Origin of the sequence: Mycobacterium sp. E2497 (genome assembly GCF_001668695.1) — a bacterium.
GTDB lineage: Bacteria > Actinomycetota > Actinomycetes > Mycobacteriales > Mycobacteriaceae > Mycobacterium.
The window spans coordinates 16,748-39,264 of sequence record NZ_LZKD01000019.1; the positions used below are offsets into that span (position 1 = coordinate 16,748).

20 protein-coding genes and 1 pseudogene are annotated in these 22,517 nt (G+C 67.7%); 7 read left to right on the plus strand and 14 right to left on the minus strand.

The features are described from left to right. Positions 1-3: 3 nt before the first annotated feature. The 5 genes and pseudogenes from A5713_RS01280 to A5713_RS01300 all read right to left on the minus strand — a co-directional run bounded on the left by A5713_RS01280 (position 4) and on the right by A5713_RS01300 (position 6,503). A complete protein-coding gene (locus tag A5713_RS01280) occupies positions 4-1,302 on the minus strand; it encodes an LLM class flavin-dependent oxidoreductase (protein ID WP_068091686.1) in 1,299 nt (432 codons plus the stop codon). Positions 1,303-1,304: 2 nt separating this feature from the next. Then, positions 1,305-3,054 (minus strand): annotated as a pseudogene (locus A5713_RS01285) (FAD-binding protein). Further along, on the minus strand, positions 3,051-3,968 hold the full coding sequence (locus A5713_RS01290) for a 3-carboxyethylcatechol 2,3-dioxygenase (RefSeq protein ID WP_068091692.1): 918 nt from the start codon (positions 3,966-3,968) through the stop codon (positions 3,051-3,053). The pseudogene A5713_RS01285 and the gene A5713_RS01290 overlap by 4 nt, the downstream one beginning before the upstream one ends. Further along, positions 3,916-5,640, minus strand: a complete 1,725-nt coding sequence (locus A5713_RS01295; protein WP_068091695.1) for a bifunctional 3-(3-hydroxy-phenyl)propionate/3-hydroxycinnamic acid hydroxylase — start codon at positions 5,638-5,640, stop codon at positions 3,916-3,918. Before A5713_RS01295 ends, A5713_RS01290 begins: the two co-directional genes overlap by 53 nt. Further along, positions 5,640-6,503, minus strand: a complete 864-nt coding sequence (locus tag A5713_RS01300) for an alpha/beta fold hydrolase (RefSeq protein ID WP_068091706.1) — start codon at positions 6,501-6,503, stop codon at positions 5,640-5,642. Before A5713_RS01300 ends, A5713_RS01295 begins: the two co-directional genes overlap by 1 nt. Positions 6,504-6,637: 134 nt before the next feature. Here A5713_RS01300 and A5713_RS01305 point away from each other — a divergent pair, with 134 nt between their 5' ends. Together A5713_RS01305 and A5713_RS01310 are read left to right on the plus strand one after the other, a co-directional pair. Beyond that, a complete protein-coding gene (locus tag A5713_RS01305; protein WP_068091709.1) occupies positions 6,638-7,315 on the plus strand; it encodes an IclR family transcriptional regulator in 678 nt (225 codons plus the stop codon). 26 nt (positions 7,316-7,341) lie between these two features. After that, complete coding sequence (locus A5713_RS01310) at positions 7,342-8,973, plus strand: FAD-dependent oxidoreductase (protein ID WP_068091712.1); 1,632 nt, start codon at positions 7,342-7,344, stop codon at positions 8,971-8,973. 31 nt (positions 8,974-9,004) lie between these two features. Here A5713_RS01310 and A5713_RS01315 read toward each other — a convergent pair whose 3' ends face one another. Further along, positions 9,005-10,225: a sensor histidine kinase gene (locus A5713_RS01315; protein WP_068091866.1), complete on the minus strand. Its 1,221-nt coding sequence runs from the start codon at positions 10,223-10,225 to the stop codon at positions 9,005-9,007. Positions 10,226-10,332: 107 nt separating this feature from the next. Between A5713_RS01315 and A5713_RS01320 the strand changes: the two genes are divergently transcribed. After that, positions 10,333-10,986, plus strand: a complete 654-nt coding sequence (locus tag A5713_RS01320; protein WP_068091715.1) for a response regulator transcription factor — start codon at positions 10,333-10,335, stop codon at positions 10,984-10,986. Here the strand turns inward: A5713_RS01320 and A5713_RS01325 are convergent. From A5713_RS01325 to A5713_RS01335, 3 genes are all read right to left on the minus strand, one after another. After that, positions 10,979-11,893 carry a thiamine pyrophosphate-dependent enzyme gene (locus tag A5713_RS01325; RefSeq protein ID WP_068091869.1) on the minus strand — a complete coding sequence of 305 codons (915 nt, stop codon included), beginning with the start codon at positions 11,891-11,893 and terminating at the stop codon, positions 10,979-10,981. The genes A5713_RS01320 and A5713_RS01325 overlap by 8 nt on opposite strands. 140 nt (positions 11,894-12,033) lie before the next feature. Continuing rightward, positions 12,034-12,912, minus strand: coding sequence for an ArgK/MeaB family GTPase (locus A5713_RS01330; protein WP_068091719.1), 879 nt, complete (start codon positions 12,910-12,912; stop codon positions 12,034-12,036). Then, a complete protein-coding gene (locus A5713_RS01335; protein ID WP_067921309.1) occupies positions 12,913-14,052 on the minus strand; it encodes a thiolase family protein in 1,140 nt (379 codons plus the stop codon). A gap of 199 nt (positions 14,053-14,251) precedes the next feature. Here A5713_RS01335 and A5713_RS01340 point away from each other — a divergent pair, with 199 nt between their 5' ends. Next, on the plus strand, positions 14,252-15,103 hold the full coding sequence (locus A5713_RS01340) for a proline iminopeptidase-family hydrolase (RefSeq protein WP_068091722.1): 852 nt from the start codon (positions 14,252-14,254) through the stop codon (positions 15,101-15,103). Positions 15,104-15,243: 140 nt separating this feature from the next. Here A5713_RS01340 and A5713_RS01345 read toward each other — a convergent pair whose 3' ends face one another. From A5713_RS01345 to A5713_RS01360, 4 genes are all read right to left on the minus strand, one after another. Next, positions 15,244-16,011: an enoyl-CoA hydratase/isomerase family protein gene (locus tag A5713_RS01345; protein WP_067921218.1), complete on the minus strand. Its 768-nt coding sequence runs from the start codon at positions 16,009-16,011 to the stop codon at positions 15,244-15,246. 165 nt (positions 16,012-16,176) lie between these two features. Then, complete coding sequence (locus A5713_RS01350; protein ID WP_068091731.1) at positions 16,177-17,274, minus strand: acyl-CoA dehydrogenase family protein; 1,098 nt, start codon at positions 17,272-17,274, stop codon at positions 16,177-16,179. After that, complete coding sequence (locus A5713_RS01355) at positions 17,261-18,166, minus strand: acyl-CoA dehydrogenase family protein (protein WP_068091735.1); 906 nt, start codon at positions 18,164-18,166, stop codon at positions 17,261-17,263. Before A5713_RS01355 ends, A5713_RS01350 begins: the two co-directional genes overlap by 14 nt. Next, positions 18,144-19,547 carry a class I adenylate-forming enzyme family protein gene (locus tag A5713_RS01360; RefSeq protein WP_068091736.1) on the minus strand — a complete coding sequence of 468 codons (1,404 nt, stop codon included), beginning with the start codon at positions 19,545-19,547 and terminating at the stop codon, positions 18,144-18,146. The genes A5713_RS01355 and A5713_RS01360 overlap by 23 nt, the downstream gene beginning before the upstream one ends. A gap of 123 nt (positions 19,548-19,670) precedes the next feature. Here A5713_RS01360 and A5713_RS01365 point away from each other — a divergent pair, with 123 nt between their 5' ends. The 3 genes from A5713_RS01365 to A5713_RS01375 are packed head-to-tail and all read left to right on the plus strand — an operon-like array spanning position 19,671 to position 21,613. Next, complete coding sequence (locus tag A5713_RS01365; protein ID WP_068055534.1) at positions 19,671-20,006, plus strand: 2Fe-2S iron-sulfur cluster-binding protein; 336 nt, start codon at positions 19,671-19,673, stop codon at positions 20,004-20,006. A 23-nt stretch (positions 20,007-20,029) separates the two neighbouring features. Further along, on the plus strand, positions 20,030-20,344 hold the full coding sequence (locus A5713_RS01370) for a DUF4286 family protein (protein WP_068091873.1): 315 nt from the start codon (positions 20,030-20,032) through the stop codon (positions 20,342-20,344). Positions 20,345-20,347: 3 nt separating this feature from the next. Then, positions 20,348-21,613, plus strand: a complete 1,266-nt coding sequence (locus A5713_RS01375) for an amidohydrolase family protein (RefSeq protein ID WP_068091739.1) — start codon at positions 20,348-20,350, stop codon at positions 21,611-21,613. A gap of 6 nt (positions 21,614-21,619) precedes the next feature. Here A5713_RS01375 and A5713_RS01380 read toward each other — a convergent pair whose 3' ends face one another. After that, positions 21,620-22,510 carry an LLM class flavin-dependent oxidoreductase gene (locus tag A5713_RS01380; RefSeq protein ID WP_231980205.1) on the minus strand — a complete coding sequence of 297 codons (891 nt, stop codon included), beginning with the start codon at positions 22,508-22,510 and terminating at the stop codon, positions 21,620-21,622. Positions 22,511-22,517: the final 7 nt, after the last annotated feature.

A 22,517-nucleotide genomic window follows, 5' to 3' on the forward strand; every position in this document is an offset into this window, starting at 1 on the left:
CGGTCACTTTTTCTGCTCCTTCATTCGCCGCGCCGCCTCCACCCGACCCTGGTTCATCTCCGCCATGGCTTCCGGGATTTCGGTCGCGGTGAACTTGTTGCGGCCGGTGGGCAGGCCGCCGTACGAGTAGCTCTCGTCGAACTTCGGTGCGGTCGACTCCGGCCGGCGCGCCTCGACCTTCTCGATGACCGGCTCGAGCCGCTTGGCCTTATCGGCCACCGCCTTCGCGTCACGCTCGATGAACTCGGGCAGGACCTCCTTGCCCATCAGTTCGATGGACTCCATGGTGCCCTCGTGGCTGCGCGGGTTGAGCAGCAGGATGAGCTCGTCGACGCCGCTCTCTTCGTAGCCACGCAGAAATTCACGGACAGTCGCCGGGGACCCGATGGCTCCGCGTCCGGGGCCGTAGGCCAGCGTCGGGTCGTTCTCCACCTCGCCGAGGTAACGCTTCCACACACCCGTCCGGCCCGGGGTGTGTTCCCCGGTCAAGTAGTAGTGCATGATGCCGAACGAGAAGAATCCGCCACCCTTTCCGAGGCGCCGGACTGCCTCCTCGTCCGTCCTGGCGACCATCATCGACAGGTCGCCGCCCACGGCGAGGATGTTCGGGTTGATCTGCGGCGTGACCGGGACACCGCTCTCTTCGAATTCCTTGTAGTAACCGTTGACCCGCTCGGTAAGCGGCCCGGGACCGGTGTAGGCGAAACTCAATGCACCGATGCACTTCTCGGCGGCCATCTGCACGCTCGCCGGCCGCGTGCAAGCGACCCAGACGGGGGGATGCGGCTTTTGCAGCGGCTTGGGAACAACGTTGCGCGGCGGCATGTCGTAGTACTCACCCTTGAAGCCGGTGAACGGTTCTTCGGTCATGCATCGGATCGCCACCTCGAGGGACTCTTCCCACTGGGCGCGCTTGTCGGCGGGGTCGACTTCGAACCCGCCGAGCTCACTGATGGAGGACCCTTCTCCCGTGCCGAACTCGACGCGCCCGTTGGAGAGCAGGTCGATGGTGGCGACTCGTTCGGCCGCCCGAGCGGCGTGGTTGACCGATGGCAACAGGTGCATGATGCCGAATCCCAACCGGATGTTCTTGGTCCGCTGGCTGGCAGCGGCCAAGATGATCTCCGGCGCGGTGGAATGACAGTATTCCTCCAGGAAGTGGTGCTCGGTGAGCCAGACTGTCGAGAACCCGGCCTTGTCGGCGGCCTCGATCTCGTCCATGCCGTCCTGGAACAACTGCCGCTCGTCGTCGGGCGCCCAGGGCCGCGGCAGCGGGAACTCGTAGAACAGTGAAATTTTCATATTTACCTCCGGTGAGAGTTAAGGGGTCCGTTTATCTGCTTGGGCCGCAAGGTGTTTGGCCGCTACGTAGCCGAACGTCATGGCCGGGCCGATGGTCGCCCCGGCGCCGGCATAGCTGCGGCCCATGACTGGGGCCGAGGTGTTGCCCACCGCATACAACCCGCGCACGACGGTGCCGTCGCTTCGCAGTACCCGGGCGTATTCGTCGACGCTGAGGCCACCCGACGTCCCGAGATCGCCGAGGACGACCCGGAACGCGTAGTACGGGGGCTTACCGAGTGGGTACAGATTTGGGTTGGGCAAGGTCGGGTCGCCGTAGTAGTTGTCGTAGACGCTGGCGCCGCGATTGAAGTCGTCGTCGTGTCCCTTGCGGGCGAGTTCGTTGAAGCGGCTTGCCGTCTCGGATAGTTGACGTGCCGGTACTCCTATCTTTGCCGCCATTTCGTCCCACGAATGCGCCGCTTTGACCACGCCCGATTCCAGCCAGGCGGCGGGAACCTTACGCCCGGTCGGCACGGGTGCGCCGGGGATTTTCGGAATCGGCAGATGGCCGCCGATGACATAACGATTCCACGACCGGTGATCGGTGATGAGCCAGCACGGAATGTGCGTCACTCCCGACTTCTGGCCGTCGATCATGGCGTGACCGAAGTCCATGTAGGGCGCCGCCTCGTTGATGAAGCGTTTCCCCTCGCCGTTGACGATGAACTGCGCGGGCATCATCCGCTCGTTGAGCATGAACTGCATCCGACCGTCCGGCCACTGGATCGCCGGGAACCACCAGGCCTCGTCGAGCAGCTCCGTTGCGGCGCCCACCTTCTCACCGGCGCGGATGCCGTCGCCCATCGCGGCCGGATTGCCGAAGCTCCAATCCTGCTCGATGACCGGCAGCTGCTCCTTGCGCCAGGCGAGGTCGTGGTCGAAGCCGCCGGAAGCCAGGATGACGCCGAGTCGCGCACCGACCCGCTGCGTCACGCCGTCTCGTTTCAGCACCGCACCGGTCACCGCCCCACCGGGGTCGGTGACCAACTCCACCATCGGCGAGTCCAGCCACAGCGGGATGCCGCGTTCCCGCATCGCCAGCCTGAGCCGGGCGGCCAGCGACTGCCCGATCGCCGCCATGCGCTCACCGAACACCCTGGCCCTGACCATTCGTGAAACCAGCTTCAGCAGAACGCCTTTGCCCGCCCAGGACTGCCTGATCCGATAGAAGGTCCGAAGCTCCTTGGGGCCCAGCCATATTCCCTTGGGGGCGAGTGCCAGCGGCTGGAGCAGCGTCTGCTCGTCGGGACCCAGCTTCCGCAGGTCGATGGGCGGGACGTTGATCGTGCTGCCCTGTTCGGAGCCGCCGGGCAACTCCGGATAGTAATCGGCATAGCCGGGCTTCCAGACGAATTCGAACCAACCCGAAAGGTTCTCGAGGAACTCCAGCATCTGCGGCGCGGTGTCGACATACTGCCGTATCCGCGCCTCGCTGACCAGGCCTTCGGTGACCTGCCGCAGGTAGCCGACGACCCCTTCCGGCGGCAGGGTGTAACCCGCCCTGCGCTGAGCCGGGGCGCCGGGAACCCAGATGCCGCCGCCCGACAGAGCGGTGGAGCCACCGAAATACGAGGACTTCTCCACCACCAACGCGTCCAGTCCGGCGGCGTTCGCGGTCAGAGCCGCGGTCATACCACCGCCGCCCGAGCCCACGACGAGTACGTCAACCACGTGGTCGAAGCCTTCCGATGCCGGAAACTCAGCGGTCATGCCGGCACTGCCGTCCTGATAGCGAAGCCGGCAATCAGGTCCGGGGCCGGTTTGTAATAGCGCATCGTGGTCCGGTACGGCCCCGCGGCCGCCAGGGCCGCGAATGCCGCCACCCACGTCCTGATCTCGTGCGCGGAGCTGCCGCCCTCGTGGCCCACGTACGAGTTCGACCACTGGTCGAACTCGGAAAGCAGGCCGCTGTCGATGATGTCGAGGAACCGATGGTCCCACGCCGGATTGAGCGGTTGGAGCGCACTCTCGCCGACTGCGAAGCTCCTGGCCGCGTCGATCACCGCCGCTTGCCGAGCTTGCCGCTGCTCCGGGGTCATCGGCTGCCCGTGCACGATGCGCTCGAGTACCGGCGGAGGCGCGGTCGCCAGTGTCGGCACCGGAGGACTATGGGAAAGCCCGCCGGAGCCCAACACCAGGACCCGCTTGTCCAGGCCCGCCAGGTAACTCCCGACCGCGGTGCCGAGCGCGCGGCAACGGTGCAGCGGCCCCAGCGGGGCCGCAACCGCGTTGACGAAGATCGGTATGACCGGACGGGCGGTGGCGTCGCCGAAGAGCTTTTCGAGCGGTTGGACGGTGCCATGGTCCACGTCCATGCTGACCGACACCGCCACGTCGATGCCCGCGTCCAGCACCGCCTCGGCGCACTCGTTCGCGAGATCATCGGGAACGTCGAGCGGGCCGGCATAGGTGCCGTAATCACCGACTCCGTTGGCGTGGGTACCAATACAGAACGGTGGCATCGCCCGGTAGAAGAACCCGTTGTAGTGATCCGGGGAGAAGGCCACGACGAGGTCGGGCTGGAAGTTCTGCACGAACTGTCGCGCCTGGGCGATCGCCCCCTCGATCTCGTCAAGCAGGTCCTGCGACGGTCCCGGAAGATTCAGCAGCGGGCTGTGCGACATACAGCACAGAGCCAGTACCACTTTGGCGATCACCCCCTCCCGGCGTGAGGGTCAGCGCGTCAAGGAGCGCGGCGCTCAACTCAGGTGCCCGCTGAGCGATGCAGGCGCCCGCGATGCATCTGTCCGGCCGCAGGAACAGCACCGATTCCTCATGGGTGTCGAACCACGACTTGAGTCCGCCGTTGCGGTCGCCCACGATCACGACGTCAGGGTCGTCATGCCCTTCCCAGTGCAACTGGGTCACCGGACGCAGCGCGAAGAACCGCGCTCCCAACGCTTCCCACCTCTTGAACGCCACGTCGCCGAGGATTGCGCGCGGGTTGTTGTTCCAGCACACCACGGAGAACCAGTTGCCCAACACGTCGTCGAGCAGCATGTCTTGCTGGCTACGGGTATCGACCCGCGGCTGGATGAACAGGGTGCCCACCGGCGAGTCGGTGCGCCCCGGCTTTCCACGGTCTGCCGCGTGTACGACCGCGCCCTGCTCGTAGCGCGGCATCGGCTTGAATCGCATCTCCAGCACGTACCGCTTGAGGGTGGGCACCACCGACGCCGACCGCACCAGCAGGTCGCGCGCGCCGGCCACCCGACGGTTGGTCGGCGAAATGGCCCGTCCGACCATGGTGGAAAGGTCGATCATCGCCCGCGCGTGCTTGCGACGCTCGACGTCGTAGCTGTCCAACAGCTTGTCGTCGGCCAGGCCGCGCACCACCGCCGCCAGCTTCCAGCCAAGATTGAACGCGTCGCGGATTCCGCTGTTGTAACCCTGGCCCTGCCACACCGGCATCAGGTGGGCGGCGTCTCCGGCCAACAGCAGCCGCCCGTCACGGAACGCGCCGGCGATCCGCGAATGATGGGTGTAGACGCGGCGCCGGATCACATCGACCCGGTCGGGGTGAGGCACCATCCGCGCCAGCATCTGCCGCAGAAACTCGGGATCCTCGGCCTGTTCGTCGGTCTCGTGGCCGTGAATCATGAACTCGAAGCGCCGTATTCCGTGCGCGATCGAGATGGAGGCATAGGGGCGTTCGGGATCGGCGCCCACCTCGCTGTTGGGATGGCCGAGCGGATCGTTGGCGACGTCGACGACCAGCCAGCGCGTCGACGATGTCGTCCCGTCGAAGGACACGCCCATCATGCGCCGGGTGGTGCTGCGCCCGCCATCGCAGCCGACGACGTAACGCGCTCGCACGCTTGGTGTTTCGTTCTCGCCGCCGAACTCCACGGTGACCGCGTCGTCGTCCCGCAGGCACGCCGTCATCGGTCGTTTCCAATGCACCTCGACGTGGGGGAATCTGTCCAGGCCGCGCAGCAGTTCGGCGTCGACGAGCGGTTGCACGAAGCCGTTGCGCCTCGGCCATCCAAAAAGTGCTTGGGCAGGCGCCATCTCGGCCAATACCCGGCGCTTGGCATCGACGAAACGCAAGATCTGGTTGGGCACCGTGTGCGGCAGCACGCGGTCCACCAGGCCGATCGACTGAAAGGCGCGCAGCGCCTCATCGTCCAGCCCGACCCCGCGTGGGTAGTCGATCAGCGAGTCGCGCTCATCGACCACCAGGGTGCGCACGCCTTGCAGACCAAGGATGTTGGCCAACGTCAACCCCACGGGGCCGGCGCCGACGACGAGAACGTCGACGCCCGCCCCGGGCGCCTCCGGCTCCGCGGCGACCATCACCGCCCCAGCAAGAAGTCGAGATGGAGGCGGTTGAAGGTCTTGGCGTCCTCGTACTGGGGCCAATGGCCACAACCGGGCATGACTTCGAACCGCGCGTTGGGAATCATCGACGCCATCCGGCGACCCTCGGCCACGTCGGCCGTCGGGTCGTCACTGGTCCACAACACCAGCGTCGGCGCGGTGATCGAGCCGTAGCCGTCCGGCCCGATGATGTTGCGGGCGCGGATCTCTGGATCCTGCAGCGCCATGATGTCCCGCATGGCGTCGACGAAGCCCGGTTGACGATAAACCCGCTGCCGACTGGCGACCAGGTCGTCGTAATCCTTGGACTTGTCGGCCATCAGCCACTTGATCCGCGCCTGAACGGTCTCCCACGTCGGGTTCTCGGCGGCCGCCATGGAAAGCGTGATGATCCGCTTCATCACCACCGGATCGGCCTGGGAGCCGCCGGCGGTGTTCAGCACCAGCCGCTCAACCGCGTCCGGATGGTCGATGGCGGCGCGGGCGGCCACCCAGCCACCCAGCGACTCACCGCTCACGCAGGCCCGATCCACCCCGATGGCGCTCAGCACGGCCATCAAGTGGTCGACGTAGTGGCTGACTTCCAGCGGGTGCCCCGGCTTGTCGGTGTAGCCGTGCCCCAGCATGTCGATGGACCAGGTCCAGAAGTGCTCCGCGTGCGCCGCCAGGTTCCGGACGTAGGCCTCGGCATGGCCGCCGGAGCCGTGCAGGAATACCAACACGGGCTTGCCGGAGTCACCGGCGCGCAGATAGCGGGTCCGCACTCCACCGGCGTGGAGATAGCCCTGCGAAAACGCAACACCCTGGAGATCGCTCCAAATGCTTTCGAATTCCGCCACGGTCCCTCTCACACCTGTAGCCCGGAAAACCCGGAAATATTTGGTCTCTTCTTCGCCGACATCTTGTGCTAATATCGCACGCTAATGTGCGTTATATATAGAGCTACGCCCCCGCATGGGGGTCTGTCAAGGCTGTGACGGGTTCGGGAACGGGTTCCCAGACACTTGCCCGGGGTTTGGCCGCGCTGCAGATGGTGGCGGAATCCCCGAGCGGGCTCACTGTGCAGCAGCTCGCCGACCAGGTCGGCGTGCATCGCACCATCGCCTATCGGCTGCTCTCCACGCTGGCCGAGTTCCGGTTGGTGGCCAAGGGGGAAGACGGGCGCTACCGGCCCGCATCCGGGCTTGCCGTTCTCGGCGCATCGTTCGATCGCAATGTGCGCCAAGTCAGTCTGCCGATCCTGCGCGCGCTGGCCGACGATCTGGGCACCACGGTGTCGCTGCTCATCGCCGAAGGTGACCAGCAGGTGGCGATCGCGGTGATCGTGCCCAGCCTGGTCGCCTACCAGCTGTCCTTCCACGAGGGCAGCCGCTACCCGTTGGACCGCGGCGCCGCCGGGATCGCTCTGCTCGCGAGCATGCCGCCGCGCCCCGGCGAGCGGGACCTGGTGACCCAGACCCGCGAACGCGGTTGGGCAACGACGTACGGCGAGATCGAACCGAACACCTACGGTTTGGCCGTGCCGGTCCGTCGCCCCCCGCCATCGCCGCCGACCTGCATCAACCTCATCTCGCACCGGGAAGACGTCGTGATGCGTGGGAAAGACGCGGTCGTCACGGCCGCGAAGCAACTGTCCGAACTACTGAGTTAGCCACCGAGCCGAAGGGATAGCCAGCCATGTCCTGGGACCATGAAGTCGATGTCGTCGTACTCGGCACAGGGGGCGCCGGGCTGACAACCGCGCTGACGGCAGCGGTCGCCGGCGCGTCGGTGGAGGTGTTCGAAAAGGCCTCGACCGTCGGCGGAACCACCGCGGTATCGGGTGGCGTTGTGTGGATCCCCGCCCACAACCGTTCTGCCGCTGGAGAATTGACGGTGGCGGACGCGCTGCGATACCTGCGTGCGCAGTCCCTAGGCGCGATGGACGACGAGATGGTCGAGACATTCGTGCGGACCGGGCCGGTGATGCTCGACTTCGTCGAATCACACAGCGGAGTGCGCTTCGAGATCGCGACCGGCTTTCCCGACTACCGGCCCGAGCTGCCCGGCGGACAACCCGGAGGCGGCAGATCGCTCGTCCCGGCCCCCTACGACCTGGATCGATTAGGTGAATGGGGCACGAGGATCACGTCGTTTCCCGTCGATTTCTCCAACGTCGGTTTCGACGCCGAGACGCTGGCCCGCTTGCATGCGGCCCGCCTGGATGCGGCGGCCGACGAGCGACCCGGCAACCTGTGCGTCGCCGGCGCCGCACTGATCGGGGGCCTGCTCAACGGTTTGCTCGAGGCAGGGGGCACGGTCCGCACCCAGGCCCGGGCCGAGCAGCTGATAGCCGACGCCGGCGAGATCACCGGAGTGCAGGTAGCCCTGCCGGATCAGACAATCCGGGTCCGCGCCCGCCACGGCGTCATCCTGGGTACCGGCGGCTTCGAGTGGGATCCCGTTCTGGTGCAAGCGTTTCTGCGCGGCCCGATGCACGGCGCGGTCTCTCCGCCGTACAACACGGGCGATGGGTTGCGCATGGCGATGGCCCACGGCGCGGACCTGGCCAACATGGGGGAAGCGTGGTGGGTGCCGATCGTGCAGCTCCCGGGCGACACCATCGAAGGAAAGCCGCGCAGCCGCAGCGTGCGTCTGGAACGAACCCGCCCACGCAGCATCATCGTCAACGCCGCGGGGCGGCGGTTCGTCAACGAGGCCTCCGACTACAACTCGATGGCGGGGGCCTTCCAATACCTGGACCCTCGCGGCGGGTACGTCAACGACCGCGGATGGATGGTGTTCGACTCGGTTCATTTGCAGCGCTATGGATTCCTGGGCGTGGCCCCCGGCGGGGCGGCTCCGGACTGGTTCTGCGAGTCGGCGGACCTGGCCGAGCTGGGCGCCAAGACCGGCATCGACGTCGACGGCCTGACCCGCACCATCCGCGACTGGAACCAGCACGTGGCCGCCGGCGCCGACCCCGACTTCGGGCGTGGCTCCAGCGCCTACGACGGCTATTGGGGTGACGACACGGCGACCACACTCGCCGGCAAGACCCTCGGCCCGATCGACACGGCGCCGTACTACGCGGTGCCGGTGTGCATCGGCGCGATGGGCACCAAGGGCGGCCCGCGCACCGACCGTGACGGGCGCGTGCTGCACGTCGGCGGTGAGCCGATACCGGGCCTTTTCGCCGCCGGCAACGCAATGGGTGGGGTCACCGGCCGCGCCTACGGTGGTGCCGGTGGAACGATCGGCCCCGCAATGGTTTTCGGATATCGAGCCGGCCATGCGGCGGCCACCGGGAAGTCCGTGGACTTGAAGTAGCGGGCTATTGCACCGAGTGTCGGCGGATCGGCTATTTCACGATCGGCAGCTCGACGCAGATGTGCGTGCCCACCGGAACATCGAGATAGACGAACACTCCCCCGGCGGCCTCCACGCGGGCCCGGTGTGACGCCAGTCCGATGTGGCCCTCGCCGACGCGGCGCGCCACCGTCTCGTCGTTGAATCCCACACCGTCGTCGACCACGTGCAAGACGCACATCTCGTCGGTGATGCCGAGCGTGACCGACGCGCTGCGGGCCCGCGAATGTTGCACCACGTTGGACAACAGCTCGCGCACCACCCCGAACACCACCGGGTCGATGTCGCTCCGAATCGGGTAGTCGATGTCGGTCGCAATCTCGATGCCCGATCGCTGGGCGGCGAAGGTGGCCAGTTGCTGGACCGCGGCCGCCAGGCCGACCTGCTCGAGAACGGCCGGATGCAGCTCGAAAGTCGCCTGCCGCAATCGCTCCGACGCCATCTGCAGCCCGGCCAGCGCGCGCCCCACCCGGTCGTCACCGGGCAGCGCCGCATCCAATTCGACGAGCTCTTGGCGCACGGCCAGGATGTCCTGCAGCGGCCCGTCGTGAATGGATTCCGAGATCCTGCGCTGCTCGACGTCGGACGCGGTCATCGTCTGGGCCAACAGTTCTTCGCGCAAGGTGCTGAGCCCGGCTATCGACCGGGTATGCCGCTCCTCAACGCGCACGGCCACAAACGCTGTGACACACAAGAACCCGTAGAGCAGGAACCGGAATGTGGCCTCGGTGACGCCGATCGAGCCGACCATCTCCGGGTCCTCGAGCACCGCGATCGCGAATCCCACCATGGAGAAGATCAGCACCATCGCCGCGCGCCGGGACGAGACGTCGAGTCCTATCAAGATCGGCAGGGCGGTCATGATCAGCAACGGGTGGAGCCCGTTGGTGGACAGCACTTGGAAGACCGTCAGCACGACAACATCGACGACGGTGAACGCGAACGGCTCCAGGCGGCCGACCCGGGCCAGCCGGCCCCGGCCGAACCATCGCCGGCTGCGTGAAAACGCCAGCGCCAGCGCGCAGAGCGCGACCCCCGAGTACGCGATGATCAGCACAGTTTGCTGGGCCCACTCGGACCGGCGGGTGCCGCTGATCATCGCAGCGATCATCAGGCCCACCACACCGATCCGCAGGACCGCCGCAAGCCGGTACGAGCGCAGCTGGTGAAGCCTGCGCACCCGACCCAGTTCCACGTCACTGGCGACCGCCACGCGAACACAGTACTCAGCCGCGGCGGCTCCGTCGGGGCAAACCGCGCCGACGCGCATCAGCGTTTCGGCCGATTGCCGTCGACTCTTTGCGGGCTAGACTCATCGCCATGGCCGGCCCAGCATCGTCCGAAAAGGTGCGGGTGGTTGTCGGGGACGATCACCCGCTGTTTCGGGAAGGCGTTGTGCGCGCGCTCTCGTCGAGCGGTTCGGTGAATGTCGTCGCGGAGGCCGAGGATGGCTCGACGGCACTGGAATTGATCAAGCAGCACTCTCCCGACGTCGCCCTGCTCGATTACCGGATGCCCGGCATGGATGGCGGACAGGTGGCGGCGGCGGTGCGGAGTCAGCAGTTGCCGACCCGCGTCCTGTTGATCTCGGCGCACGACGAGCCCGCCATCGTGTACCAGGCACTGCAGCAGGGGGCCGCCGGGTTCGTGTTGAAGGACTCGACGCGCAGCGAGATCGTCAAGGCCGTGCTCGACTGCGCGCAGGGCCGCGACGTGGTGGCGCCCGCGCTGGTGGGAGGCCTCACCGCGGAGATCCGTCACCGGGCGGAACCGACGGGTCCCGTGCTCAGCGCGCGAGAACGCGAGGTACTCAACAGGATTGCGCGCGGTCAAAGCATCCCCGTGATCGCGGCCGAGCTGTATGTGGCCCCGTCCACGGTCAAGACCCACGTCCAGCGCCTGTATGAGAAGCTCGGCGTCAGCGATCGCGGAGCCGCCGTTGCCGAGGCGATGCGGCAAGGCCTGCTCAGCTAGCGGGCGACCAGTGGCCCGGTTCGCTCACCGGGGCCGGACGCTCCGCGCGCAGTTGTGCGTTCGCGAACGCGGCCGCCTCGCCGACAAGGCGCCGCGCCCGGCGTTCCACCTCGTAGAGGTGGGCGGCGCTGACGCCCGCACGGGTCAGCTGGCGCCGGGCGTAAACCAGCGGATCGACTCCGGCGGGGTGGCTGGTCCGGTAGGTGACCGCCTCGACCAGGGTGGGGCCACCGCCGGCGCCGGCTCGCTGCACGGCCTGGGCGACCGAGTCATGCACCGCCACAACGTTCTTGCCATCGACCGACAGCACGGGCAGTCCATGGCGCTCGCGCGGCCCCCGGCGCACACCGGACCCGTCGCGAATGTTTTCGACGACGAACACCACGGGAAGGCGCCACGACAGCGCGATCGTCGCTGCCGATTTGAACTCGGCGGAGTTCACCGCGTCGTCGCCGACGACGCACAGCGTGACCTTGCCTCCGCCGGCCACCTGCTGCGCGTAAGCGTCGCCGAGCGCGAACAGGATCGATCGCCGCAGCGGGTTCGACGTGGCGAATATCTGCTTCCATTCGGCCGCGAACGGGCTCTCCTGCACACCGCCGGCCGCGACCGGACTCGGCGCGATCATCTCGGCGATGGCCGGTCCCAATGGCAGGACGCGACCGACTCGCTGGGCGTGTTCGAAATGGCGGATCGCGGTGCTCATGATGTCACCCGGCCGAAGCGCCGCGATCGTGCCGACGGCCACGGCCTCTTGGCCGAACGCGGCCACCATGGGGCCGTTGAGCAGACCGTCGATTCGCGACTCTTCCAGTGCCATGTCGAGCAGTCGCAGAACCCACATCTGGCGGTACAGCTCCAGCTGTTCACCGAGGTGTGCGGCCGACAGTTCGGGTGTGCGAGCCATTGCCGGGTCTCCTAACTCATCGCGGATCGTGCCGTTGAGCACAAGATCAACGTAGGGAGATCGGTGCGGCCTGGCCTCCGCCGATCGGTCCGCAAACGGGATGAATCCCCATTCCCCCGATCGGGGGACAAGGCGAGGCGTCAGTCCGGCTCTTGCGGGGCCGGCGACAGCAGCCGTTCGGCCGCCGAGTACGGATCCTGGTCGCCGTCGACGACCGCCTCGGCGAGCCGGTCGATGTCCGGCCGGCTGCGCAACCGCGTCTGCGCCAGTGACAGGATCTGCGCTTTGGCGCGGGCCAGTCGCCGCGCGCGACTGTCGGCGCGGTGGTGGTCCTCGATCGCGGCCACCAGTTCCGCGACGCCCTGCCCGCGGTCGGCGATGAGGCTGAGGATCGGGGCGTCGGTCTCGGCCCGCAGGTCCCGCACCGTCTGCGCGGCACCGTCGCGATCGGCCTTATTGACGACGACGATGTCGGCGACTTCGAGCACCCCCGCCTTGGCGGCCTGGACCGCATCGCCCGCACCGGGATTGAGGATGACGACGGTGGGGTCCGCGACGGCGGCGATCTCGATCTCGGACTGCCCGACCCCCACCGTCTCCAGCAGGACCACGTGGTAACCGATCGCGCCCAGCAGGCGGATGGCGGCCGGGACCGCCGCGGCCAGTCCCCCCAGATGACCGCGGGTCGCCACCGACCTGATCAACACCTCGGAGTCGTTGATGTGCGCGGCCATTCGTATCCGATCGCCCAACAGCGCACCACCGCTGAACGGTGACGACGGGTCCACCGCCAGCACCGCCACCCGGCACTCGCGTCCCCGGTAGGCGCCGACCAGGCCGGCGATCGTCGTCGACTTGCCGGCCCCCGGCGGCCCGGTGATGCCGATGACGCTGACCGGCGTGGGCTCGATGCTCGCCAGCACCTCGTCGCGGCGCTCGCCCTCGACCAGGGAAAGGAGCCGACCCGTCGCGCGCGGAGATCCGTTGCGCGCGCTGGCAATCAAGTCGGCGATCTCCATCTAGGGGGCGGGGACCTCGATGACGGTCGCGGATCCCATCCCGCCGCCCGCGCACATGGCCGCGACCCCGAATCCACCACCACGACGACGCAATTCGTGCACCAGCGTGACCAGCATCCTGGCGCCCGTCGCCGCCACCGGGTGCCCGAGCGAGCAGCCGCTGCCGCTGACATTGACCTTGTCGGGATCGAGGTCGAGCAGCTTGACGGTGGCCACGCACATCGCGGCGAAGGCCTCGTTGATCTCGAACAGATCCACGTCCGAGAGCGAAAGCCCGGCACGGGCAAGCGCTTTCGGGATCGCCTCCACCGGGGCGAGCCCGGTGATGGCGGGGTCGACGCCGACCGAGGCCCAGGAGCGCAGGGTCGCCAACGCCGGCAGGCCGAGTTCGTCGCTCGCGATCGTCAGCGCCGCCGCACCGTCGTTGGCGCCGCACGCGTTTCCTGCCGTGATGGAGAACCCCTCGATCTCCGGATGCAACGGCTTGAGTGCGGCCAGCTTCTCCATGGTGGTGTCGCGGCGGGGGTGCTCGTCGACCGCGAACAGCCCGTGCGGCGTCTCGATCGGGACGATCTCCTCTTTGAAGCGGCCCTCGTCGATCGCGGCGATGGCGTTGCGGTGCGAACGCAGCGCCCACGCGTCCATCTCTTCGCGACTCACGCCGGCCCTCACCGCGGCGTTCCAGCCCACGGTGATCGACATGTCGAGGTTCGGCGCCTCCGGACTGTCCGGGTGGGTCGGGGGGAACCAGTCGACCCAGTCGCCGTCCACCTGCATCCGCGACCGCGGGGACGTGGAGGCGGAGTTCACGCCGCCGGCGATGACAAGCCGGTCCATCCCAGCGCGAACGCTCGCCGCCGCACTCTGCACCGCCGCCTGGCCGGCCGCGCAGTGGCGGTTGTTGGCCAGGCCGGGTACCTGGGTCATGCCGGTCGTGACGGCGGCGTGGCGTGCGATCACGCCGCCGCCGTAGAGCCCTTCGCCGAGGATCACGTCGTCGACTTGCGTGGGGTCCAGGTCCTTCGCCGTCTCGGAGACCACGTGGTGCGCGAGGTCGAAGGCACTGGTGTCGCGCAACGTGCCCTTCCGTGCGGTGCCAATGGGGGTGCGCAGGGCGGACACGATGACGGCTTCAGGCACGGTCTTCTCCAGTTCGGCGAGCGCGTCGCGGACGCTCGACGGCCCCCGGGACATATGAGAACACTATTCTCTCATTCTGAGAGTCAGCGTTGCAAGGAGCGGTGCCCTCGCGAGCAGCGGCACAATCGCATATACCGGCATCGCAGGCTGCGACTCGCGTCTGCTCACCAACCGAGGAGGCGTCGTCGGAGTGGAGGGAATGATCGCGGCTCCGGGCGGCAACGTGTGGTTCGAACGGGCCGGCGGCGGCGCGGGTCTTCCCCTGCTGGTGGTTCACGGGGGGCCCGGTCTGCCCCATAGCTACTTGCGTTCGCTGGAACGGCTGGCCGACGAGCGAGAAGTCATCTACTGGGATCAGCTCGGCTGCGGCAAATCCGACCGCCCGTCCAACCGCGAGTTGTGGACCATGCAACGGTCGGTGGCCGAAATGCACGCCGTGGTGACGGGACTGGGACTCAACCGCTTTCACATCTTCGGCAATTCGTGGGGCGGGATGCTGGCGCAGCAGTACGCGCTCGACGTGCCGTCCGCCGCCGCCAGCAGCCTCACCATCTCGAACAGCATCGCGTCCATCCCGCAGTTCGCGCAGATGGTGGCCCGGCTCAAGTCCGAGTTGGACCCGGCCACCCAATCGGCCATCGAACGACATGAGGCCGCGGGCACGACGGACGCGGCCGAGTACCAGGACGCGATCCGCACCTGGAACGAGACCTACCTCTGCCGGCTGCGTCCCTGGCCGCCAGAGCTGTTGGCGGCCTTCGCCGAGATGGGCACCGAGATCTTCGAGACGATGTTCGGACCGAGTGACTTTCGCATCGTTGGGACCATCCGCGACTGGGACGTGTTCGAGCGGTTAGCAGAAATCCGGCTGCCCACCCTCATCCTGGCCGGCCGGTTCGACGAATGCGTGCCCGAACACATGTGGGACATGCACCAGCGCATAGCCGGCTCGCGGTTCGAGCTGTTCGAGTCGACCGCCCACATGCCCTTCATCGAGGAGCCGGGAAAGTTCGACCGGGTGATGCGTGAGTTCCTGCGGTTGCACGACTGAGTGCTGGCTGGGAAGCGCCCGGGTCGAAACGCCGGCTGGCCCGCGAGCGTAACGGGACTGCGAATAATCGGCTGCAAAGTCGCAATGGCGTTACGCTCGCGAGCGGTACGCGACCCCGGAGCTGGGAAGCACTCGGCCAGTCAGTTCTTGCCGGCCGCCAGCTTGGTGACGATCGACCGGAAGTCTTCGGTCGTGAACGACTGCTGCTCGGCCGAGAGGGCATAGTCGAGGCTGGCCAGCACCGCCCGCTCCAGGTGAATGTTGAGCACCCGCTTGGTGCTTTCGACCGCCTGCTGGGGCAGCTCCAAAATCTTTTTGGCACAAGCGATTGCGTCCGCCAGCGGGTCGGAGGCCACATGGTTGGCCAGCCCCAGCTCGACGGCGCGCTGCGCGCTGATACGGGTGCCGGTCAACGCGAACTCCTTGGCCAGCAGCAGGCTGATGTGCAGCGGCCAGGTCAACGGGCCGCCGTCGGCGGCCACCAACCCCACCTGCACGTGCGGGTCGGCGAGGTAGGCCTCCTCGGCGATGTAGACGATGTCGCTCAGCGCCACCAGGCTGCAGCCCAGCCCGACGGCCGGCCCGTTCACCGCGGCCACCACGGGGATTCGGCAGCGCGCCATGCCGAGGACGATCTCGCGCCCGTCCCGGATGGTCTTGGCGCGCAGATCGGCGTTGGCCGACAGTTCCTTGAGGTATGAGAAATCGCCGCCGGCCGAAAACGCCCTGCCGGCGCCCGTGATCACCGCGGCGCGGGCCGTCGGGTCGTCGGTCAACCGCTGCCACAGCCGCGCGAGCCCGACGTGCAGGTCGTCGTTGACCGAGTTGAGCGACTCCGGCCGGTTCAAGGTGATGATCCGCAGCGGTCCGTCGGCTTGGACGTCGATCTCGGCAGGCATGTCGTACACGTCAGACTCCTTCTATGGTCGTGACCCGCTTCACCCGGGCTCCGCCCGCCTTCGCGATCACTCCTTCTACGGTCGTGACCCGCTTCACCCGGGCTCCGCCCGCCTTCGCGATCACTCCTTCTACGGTCGTGACCCGCTTCACCCGGGCTCCGCCCGCGTTCGCGATCACTCCGACAATCCCAAGATGCGTGCAGCGATGATGTTCTTTTGTATCTGCGATGTCCCACCCATCACGCTCTGCGCGCGGCTGTACAGGTAGGCGCTGAGCAGGTCCGGATCGCCGGTTCCGGTGACCGCCAGTGCGGCGTGTCCGACGGATTGCTCGACCCAGGTCATCAGCAGCTTGTCGAGTGACCCTTCGGGCCCGTGCGAGACGCCGTCGAGCTGTTCGGACAGCCGCCGCCGCACGTGGTGGGTCAACATCTCCGACTGGACCGCCGCCCACGCGAGCTCTTCGGGAACCGGACCCCCAGAATTTCTGTTGCGGGCGTAGAGGTTTCGCACCAACTTGCCGTATCGGGCCGCGTAGCCGAGCGTGGCGGGTTCGCGCTCGTGCCCGACGACGGTCATGGCGACCGCCCAGCCGTCACCGGGCGCGCCGACCATCCGGTCGGCCGGTATCTTCGCGTCGTCGAAGAACACCTGACCGAACTCGTTGGTCACCCCGTTGATCATCCGAAGCGGGCGCTGTTGCACGCCGGGCTGTTTCATCTCCAGCACGAACGCCGACAGGCCGCGGTGGCGTTTGGCTTCGGGGTCGGTGCGCGCCAGCAACAGGCACCAGTCCGCGACATCGGAGTAACTGGTCCAGATCTTGTGCCCGTTGACCACATAGGTGTCGCCCTCGAGGCGGGCGGCGGTGGTCAGCGAGGCCAGATCGGAGCCGGCGCCGGGCTCACTGAAGCCCTGACACCATCGTTCGGTGCCGTTGATGATCCCGGGCAGGAACCGTTGCCGCACTTCGTCGTTGGCGTGCCGCCCGATCCCATAGATCAGGTAGCCCACGCTGGGGCGCGGCGGGGCGCCGGCTCGGGCGAGTTCCTCGTCGACGATGACGTCATACACCGGCGGCAGCTCCTGTCCGCCGTATTCGCGGGGAAACGACAGCCCGAAGAATCCCTCCCGGTACAGGGCCTGGTGCCATTCCGCCTGGCGGGCCCAGTATTCGTCGCCGGATCCGGCGAAGTCCCCGGCGTGCACGGAAAGCCAGGACGACAGCCGCTTCCGGAAGGCGGCTTCCTCCGGTGAGTCACGAAAGTCCAAGGTCGATCTCCTTCAACGCGACGGGCCACAGCTCGGTCGATATCAGGGCGCGCCGCAGGTAGACGTGCGCCAAGCAGTCCCAGGTGTTGCCGATGCCGCCGTGCACCTGAATGGCCGTCTCGCACACGGTGCGGGTGGCGCGCGCGCAGTAGACCTTCGCGACCTGCGCGGCGCGGATTGCCTCGGCGGCGGGCAGTTCGTCGACCGCCCAGGCGGCATGCCGCGATACGCTGATCGAACCTTCAATCAGCGCAAGGCTTTCGGCGAGCAGGTGGGCGATGGCTTGGTAGGACCCGATCGGCTTGCCGTACTGCTCGCGGATCTTGGCGTAGTCGCAGGCGACGGCATGCGCTCCCCTGGCGATCCCCACCAGGTCCGCCGTCGTGGTGACCAGTGCGAGCGCCAGCCACCGCGCCGCGACGTCGGCGGACACGTCACCCAGCGCCACCGGCGTTTCCGCGATGTCCGCATCCGTGCGGGTCAAATCCACGCCGACCCTTGAGTCCAGCACGTCGGCGGCCAGCGCCTTGCCATCGGAGAGACTCAGCGCCCGCTGGGCGCCCCGCGCGTCGACGGCGCGGCCGTCGACCGCGACCGTCGCGCCCGCGCCTGAGGCACCGACGCGGCGGGTCAGGTCGTCGGCGAGCGCCGGACCCAGAAACGGGGCGTCCACCAGTCGGCGTCCGAATTCCTCTGCGACGATGGCCACTTCGACCCCCGACGCCCCGTCGGAGCGCAGCGACCGCCAGCCCGTCGCCGCCACCTGCTTGTCCAGACGGGCAATTCGGCCCCGGTCGTCGAGGTCCTGAACCGCCGAGGGCCCGAGATCGTCGGCGAGCTTGGCGGCGGCGTCGCGCAGTTGCTGCTGTTCAGCTGTCAGACGTACATCCATAGCGCTCCTTCAGAACTCGGCGCAGCACCTTGCCCGAGGGCAGGCGGGGAATATCGGGCACGAACACGACGCGGCTCAGGTGTTTGTAGGAGGCCAGTCGCTGATCGACCCGGGCGGTGAGCTCGCCGGCGTCGACGGGTGCGCAGGTCGCCACCGCGGCGACCACCGCTTCGCCGTTGATGCCGTCGGGCACGCCGAACACCGCGCAGTCCCTGACGGCCGGATGACCGTGCAGCACCGTCTCGATTTCGGCTGGCGCAACCTGGAAGCCGCGCACTTTGATCATTTCTTTGAGTCGATCGGTGATCCGCAGCCAGCCGTCGGCGTCGAGCCAGCCGACGTCGCCGGTCCGGTACCACCCGTCGTGGATCACCTCGGCGGTCGCCTCGGCCGGCAGGTAACCGGCCATCAGCGATGAAGACCGGGCCTGGATCTCGCCGACCTCCCCCGGGCAGGCCGGCTCGCCCGTCTCCAGTGAGACCACCCGCACGTCCACGCCAGGCACGGGACGCCCGACGGCGTCCAGCCGCGCGCCCTCGATCGGATTGCAGGCGATGACAGGCAGTTCCGTGGTTCCGTAAGCCGGAACCCAGCCGACGCCGGTGCGCCGGGTCACCGTCTGCGCAACCTCGGTGCTGACCGGCGTGGCCCCCCACATGATGTAGCGCAGGGAGGACAGGTCATAGGACTCGAGCGCGGGATGCGAGGCGATCGCCAGCGCGATGGGCGCGACCGCCATTTCCACCGTGATGCGGTCGGTTTCGATGTGATGCAGCATCCGGTCGATGTCGAATCGGGGATGCAGCCGGAGCCACGCGCCGGTGCGCAGCGCGGTGAGGATGTTGAGCAGCCCGAGGATGTGCGACGGCGGAGTGGCGACTTGAATCCGATCGCGCGGCGTCAGTCGCAGCGCCTCGCGCCAGTGCCGCACGGCCTCGTCGAGCGCCGCGTGGGTGTGCCGGACGGCCTTCGGCAGCCCGGTGGTGCCGGAACTGAACACCAGCACCGCGTCGGACCGAGGCGGCGGCGTCCCGGACAACGGCTCCCCGGATGCCACCGGCTCGTCGAGGTGGCGCATCGGCATCGCGGCGGCCAGCACCGGGTGGTCCCCCACGGCGTGGGCGGGGTCGGTCAGCGCGAGCGCGTGGTCGACCTCGTCGCGCTTCCATGCCGGGCTGAGGAGTACCGCCGTTGCCGCCAGCCTCCAGATGCCCAGCACGGCGGCGACGAATTCCGGCCGGTTCGACGCCATCACCGCGACCCGCTGGCCCGGGGCGACACCGCTTTTCGCCAGGGTGGCGGCCCAGCCGTCGGCCAACGCGTCGAGCTGAGCCGGGCCGAATCGCCGGTCCTCGAACACGACCGCAGCCGGCTCGGTCACGTCCCGTCCTTCCCTGACAGGCCGGGCCGACCTGACATCCGCGCACGCTTGAGAAGATCCTATCGATCTGTGAGAATAGTATTCTCTATAGTGAAGAATGCAAGTACGGGAGGGTGGTGACGAATGACGGTCACCCGAAGCATCGAGGAGACCCCACGGGTGACTGATCCGTCAAACGGCTCCGGGGCGGGGACGGTGACCATCCACCTGGACCGTAAGAAGGTCTCGGTGCCGCTGGTCCCCGGCGAGACGCTGCTGCAGAGCGCGCGGCGCGCCGGCCTGGAGCCGCCGTTCAGTTGCGAGGCGGGCAACTGCGGCACGTGCATGGCCAAGCTCGAAGAGGGCCGCGCGACCATGCGGGTCAACGACGCTCTCGACGACGACGAGGTCGCCGAGGGCTACATTCTGACGTGCCAGGGCGTGCCGGACACCGATTCGGTCACGGTGCGCTACGAGTAGCGGCCCGAAGAGAGGTGGCGGCGATGGCCAAGGGCATCATGTACGTCGAGAGTCGGCCCAGTTCCCCGGACCGCGAGGACGAGTACAACACCTGGTACGACCAGATACACATACCCGAGCTTCTGACGCTCACCGGAATCGTCGCGGCACGCCGGTTTCGTCCGGTCGACGGGAACGGCCCCTATGTCGCCATCTACGAGCTGGAGGGCGACGACCTGCAGGCCGTCTTGGACAACATGATCGCCAATGCCGGCCAGCTCACCATGTCCGATGCGTTGCTGTTGGATCCTGCGCCCGTCCCCCGAGTGCTCGAGACGACTAGCGACCGGAGCCGCTGAATCATGGATGTCGACGACCTGATCCTGGTGAGCATCGACGACCACGTGGTCGAGCCGCCGGACATGTTCCTGCGCCACGTGCCGGCCAAATACCGGGACGAGGCCCCGATCGTCGTGGTCGACGAGAAGGGCGTCGACCAGTGGATGTACCAGGGCAGGCCGCAGGGCGTGAGCGGGCTCAACGCCGTGGTGTCGTGGCCGGCCGAGGAATGGGGCCGCGACCCAGCGGGTTTCGCGGAGATGCGTCCCGGCGTCTACGACGTCCATGAACGCGTTCGCGACATGAACCGCAACGGCATCCTGGCGTCGATGTGTTTCCCCACCTTCACCGGCTTCTCCGCGCGTCACCTCAACATGCACCGCGAGGAAGCGACGTTGGTCATGGTGTCGGCCTACAACGACTGGCACATCGACGAGTGGGCCGGCTCCTACCCGGATCGCTTCATTCCGATCGCGATCCTGCCGACCTGGAATCCAGAGGCCATGTGCGCCGAGATCCGCCGGGTGGCGGCCAAGGGCTGCCGGGCGGTCACGATGCCGGAATTGCCTCACCTGGAAGGGCTTCCGAGCTACCACGACGACGACTACTGGGGACCGGTCTTCCGCACGCTCTCCGAGCAGAACGTGGTGATGTGCCTGCACATCGGCACCGGGTTCGGGGCGATCAGCATGGCACCGGACGCGCCGATCGACAACCTGATCATCCTGGCCACCCAGGTCTCGGCGATGTGCGCGCAGGATCTGCTGTGGGGTCCCGCCATGCGCGGCTACCCCGACCTGAAGTTCGCGTTCTCCGAAGGCGGCATCGGCTGGATCCCGTTCTATTTGGACCGCAGCGACCGCCACTACACCAACCAGAAGTGGCTGCGCCGCGACTTCGGCGACAAGCTGCCCAGCGAGGTCTTCCGCGAACACTCCCTGGCCTGCTACGTCACCGACAAGACGTCGTTGAAGCTGCGGCACGAGATCGGCATCGACATCATCGCCTGGGAATGCGACTATCCGCACTCGGACTGCTTCTGGCCGGACGCGCCCGAGCGGGTGCTGGCCGAGCTGAACGCCGCCGGTGCCGACGACTCCGACATCGATAAGATCACCTGGGGCAACGCCTGCCGGTTCTTCGGCTGGGATCCGTTCGCGCGGACGCCGCGCGAAACGGCGACCGTGAAAGCGTTGCGCGCGAACGCCGTTGACGTGGACGTGTCGATCCGGTCCCGCGCCGAATGGGCGCGGCTCTACCAGGAGAGGCAACTGGCCGGGCTAGGCTAGCGCGGTTCATTGGGCCAGCGCCGGGCCAACCTCTTCGAGTTGCGCCATGCCCTCGGCGAAGTCACCGCCAATGGGCGGCAGCAGCGTGACGTGGTCCGCGCCGGCGGCCAAGTGCTCCTGGGCTTTGGCAGCGATGCGGGCCGGATCACCGTGAGTCACAAGCGCGTTGACCAGCCGATCGCTCACCTCGTCGATGTCACGGGCCGAGTAGCCCAACTCTGCGAGCCTGGCCGCATAGGACGGCACGGCGAGCCGGCCCGACACCGCGTCCCGCGCGCCCTGGATGTCGCGGACGACTGACAGCCCGACGACCAAGAGCTTGTCTGATCCGAGTGTGCGCCGGGCCCGGGCCGTGAACTCCGTCGGCAGACCGGCGGGAAAGGCCCCATCGGCGAGCTCGCCCGCCAGCGCGAGCATCTTGGGTCCGTTCGCGGCGATGATCCGGGCGTACGCCGCATCGGGCGCCGGGGGCCAGGTGGCGCTATTCATCCGGTCGAGGTAGTCGCGCATCGTGGCCAGCGGACTGCCGAACTCCTGACCGACGCTGACGGCCTGCTCCGGGTAACCCACCCCGAGTCCGAGCACGATTCGACCCGGATAGGCCTGCGCCAGTTGGGCGGCCGCGGCATGCATGGTCTGAGCCGGCCGCGCCCAGATGTTGGCGATGCAAGTGCCGAACATCGTTCGCTCGCTGCCGCTCAGCAGCAGGGCGAGTTGTACCAGGGCGTCCTTCCCGATGACCTCGTTGGTCCATACGGTGCGGTATCCGGCCCGTTCTAGCCGGCCCACCGCCTCACGTTGCAGATGGACGGGCGGTGAGCTCGTGAACGAGACCGGCAGGCACACGCCCACCGGTCCCAACACCTTTCGTGCCGCGTCGACGACCGAATCAGCCACGGCGTCG